This is a genomic window from Pseudomonas nabeulensis, from assembly GCF_004682045.1.
Classification (GTDB): domain Bacteria; phylum Pseudomonadota; class Gammaproteobacteria; order Pseudomonadales; family Pseudomonadaceae; genus Aquipseudomonas; species Aquipseudomonas nabeulensis.
Genome location: NZ_QUZT01000137.1, coordinates 1 through 2965, shown reverse-complemented (window position 1 = coordinate 2965; position 2965 = coordinate 1). Strand labels below are relative to the sequence as shown.

Here is a 2965-nt window from a genome sequence, read left to right as displayed (position 1 = left end):
TCCATCCACCGCGGTCTGTCTGAAGCACCGCGGCACCAGGGTTTAGGGCGGCTTCGCCCCCCAGCGCGGGGCAAGCCCGCTCACTACAGAGCGCCGCTCATCTGCTGTTTCCTTAACTGACTGGCATTAGGGCAAGCCCCCTCCTACATTTGAACGAGTAGCCTGGGTGACCACGATTCCCCCCCTGTTCCTCTCGCTAATCACGCAGCGCCCAAAACTGCAGTTCAAGCCCCGGCACCGCCCCGGCGACATGCAAGGCAAAGCCCGCCGATTGGCTGAGCAGTTGCCAATACTCGCTGCTGCGGTCGGGTTCGAAATAGGTAAAGCCGGCATGGAATGGCAACTGCCGTGGCGCAACCGGCAAGAGCCGCAGGCCAATGCCCGGCAGTTGCAGGTTGACCAGGTCACGGTTCTTCTCCACCGAACCGATCTTGATCCTCCCGGGAAAGCCTTCCCGCACCGTCTCGGCAGGCATCTGTGTCTGAACTGCCAGGATAAAGGTGGCCGAGTGCAGCAGGTCCCGATCGGGCAGCACGGCCACACGGATGCCGTATTGGCGCTCTTCCAACGCAATCAAAACGGCCCGCGAATCCATCACCATGGACTGCACCTTGATCCGTCCGTATTTGTCGGTGGCCACCGCCCTCCGCCTCACCCAGAGGCAGGGCAAACGCAGTGAATTTCAGTGGTTGAGCGTCGGCAGGCAGGCCCATCGCTAATCCCTCGTTCGACTTGCTCTGGAAGTAGAACAAGCTCGGTGAGAGCTATAAAGCGATGGGCCATGAAGCTATGTAGTAGGCAAAATCACGCAGTGCTGCGGGAATTAGCTCTGCGTGAACGTCACCGGGTTGGGCTTAGAACGCGATACCGACCTTGAAACCGTACTCGTTGCGCTTGAGCCTGGTGTTGTCGGCCACCTCGGAATCACCGTCGAGCTTGTACTCGGTGCGGGTGTAGTACAGACCTGCAACCACCGGCAGGTCGCCCTTCTGGTTCATCAGCAGGCTGACTTCGGCGTAAGGGTTGGTGCGGTCCTTGAGGTCCACGGTGTCACTGCCGAAGTCTTCCACCTTGAGCTTGGTGCGGCCGTCAATAGTGCGACGGGCGCCGGCTTCGACACGCAGGGTCATGTCATCGAACTGGTGGTTGTAACCCAAGGCCGCCTTGGCGAACGGCGATTTGTTGGTGAGCTTGGTGTCGAGGCCATTGATGTCCGGCTCGTAGCGCGTCCAGCTGTAGCCCCCCCCGACGATCACGTCGACAAAGTTGCGCGCATCCAGCGCGGCACGCCAGCCGAGGTCCAGGTCGGCCTGGCCTTCCTTGAGTTTGTTGTCGCTTTTTTCGCCGTACTTGGCTTCGATACCGGCCTGGTAGATAAAGCCCGACTCGGCAGTGAGCTTGTTGCCGAAGTTATAGAACAGGCCCGCTTCAGGCATGTGGCTCTTGTCGCTTTCACTGCCGCCTTCAAACTTGAAGTCGTTATAGCTGCCCAGGATCCCGAAGGTAGAAATCGGGTCGGTAGACGGTGCGGCGAACACCACCGCAGGCGCAGTGACCAGTGCCAGCAGCGAGGAACCCTTGAGGATTTTTCCGAATAGCTTGGACATCGTTTTACATCTCCTTGTCTGGTGAGCAAATTATTCAGGAACCGCTTCGAACCCCAGTGCGGGGAAAAGGTTCGAATAAATGTGCATGGATTTGGAGGTAAAACGGTTCAGCGAAGGCTCTATCTCGATATTCTTATGAAGTTGATATCACCAGGCCATCAAGGGCTTCGCGCAGTTGCGGACTGTCGGGCAAACGGATGCCAAAGGTTTCTCGCAACACCGCCATCAGCTCATCGGCACTGCCCAGCACACGTTTTTCGCTCGGCCAGTCCAGGTAATGCAACGCATAGTTCGCGTTGGCCAAGGTGTGGCGTTTGCCCGGTTCCAGCCGTGCGACCTTCAGTTGGCCCAAGAACGGTGAATCCGGGTGGGTGGACACGTACCAATTGCCGACGGTGTAGTCGATATCCGCCTGGATTTGCAGATCGAAAACGTACAACCCGCGCCACGCCTGGGCAACCTGCGCCCACAAGGTGTAACTGCCCTGCCCGTCAAAGGACAGCCGATACGGCTCATGGGCCGTGGCCTGCACGGCGTCGGTGTCCAGCAACAACGGGCTGCTGGGCACCATACCGCCAAAGCCGACATCGGTGATGTAGCGTACGCCGTCCAGCGTCACCAGGCTCAAGCGGTGGGTACGCGCCGTGTGGGCATCCACCGGGCCGCCCATCACGACTCGGCCCGTGATACCACGGGCGTCGAAGCCCAATTCCTGCAACAAGGCCAGAAACATCTGGTTCAACTCGTAGCAGTAACCGCCGCGTCCCTCCAGCAGCACTTTGCGCTCGACGCTGGGCAAGTCGATGGGGACCGGCAGGTGCAGCAAGGTCGACAGGCTTTCAAAGGCAAAGGTGCAGACGTGGCGCAGTTGCAGGTCTTGCAAGGTTTGCAGGGTGGCCGGCGGTGGCACGTCATAACCCAGGCGTTGCAGGTACAGCGAACTGTGGGTCAGGCGGGACATTGCACACTCCTTGGGCGCGGGGCAAAGGCGTCACTATGCCGCGCTGGCCCGCAGGTTGTCATTTTGAATGAACCTTTTCGAACGCTCCCCTCTCCATTAATAACAACACAGGGAGGCAACATGAGCAGCGCGAAAATCTACACCATCAACTATCAATTGCACGGTCAACCCAAGTCGTTTGTGGTGCGCGCCGAAGTGATGAACAACGCCGAGGCCTGGCACTGGGCGGCAGTGGATGCCGACATTGCGCATGTCAGTCGCGTGGGGCGAGTGGGGCATGAACAGGTGAAGAAGACCACGCGGCCTTGGGCGGAGAAGTATGGGATTACTGAGGTGACGTGGGTTGCGCCCAAGTGAACAGACGGTCTATTGGATAACCTTGTAGTGAGCGGGCTTG

3 protein-coding genes and 1 pseudogene are annotated in these 2965 nt (G+C 59.1%); 1 reads left to right on the top strand and 3 read right to left on the bottom strand.

Features of this window, described 5'->3' with window-relative positions; all coding sequences use genetic code 11:
* Positions 1–196: 196 nt before the first annotated feature.
* The 3 genes and pseudogenes from tssK to DYL61_RS31100 all read right to left on the bottom strand — a co-directional run.
* Positions 197–604: pseudogene (tssK, locus tag DYL61_RS31110) on the bottom strand (type VI secretion system baseplate subunit TssK); the annotation flags it as partial.
* Between the two features lie 250 nt (positions 605–854).
* Positions 855–1607 (bottom strand): outer membrane beta-barrel protein, encoded by a 753-nt coding sequence (locus tag DYL61_RS31105; RefSeq protein WP_135311569.1) that lies wholly within the window; start codon positions 1605–1607, stop codon positions 855–857.
* A 133-nt stretch (positions 1608–1740) separates the two neighbouring features.
* Positions 1741–2568, bottom strand: coding sequence for an arylamine N-acetyltransferase family protein (locus DYL61_RS31100; protein ID WP_135311568.1), 828 nt, complete (start codon positions 2566–2568; stop codon positions 1741–1743).
* 120 nt (positions 2569–2688) lie between these two features.
* Here DYL61_RS31100 and DYL61_RS31095 point away from each other — a divergent pair, with 120 nt between their 5' ends.
* The gene (locus DYL61_RS31095; RefSeq protein WP_105698611.1) at positions 2689–2925 is read left to right on the top strand and encodes a DUF6555 family protein; all 237 of its coding nucleotides are present in this window, start codon (positions 2689–2691) and stop codon (positions 2923–2925) included.
* The last annotated feature ends 40 nt before the right edge of the window (positions 2926–2965 follow it).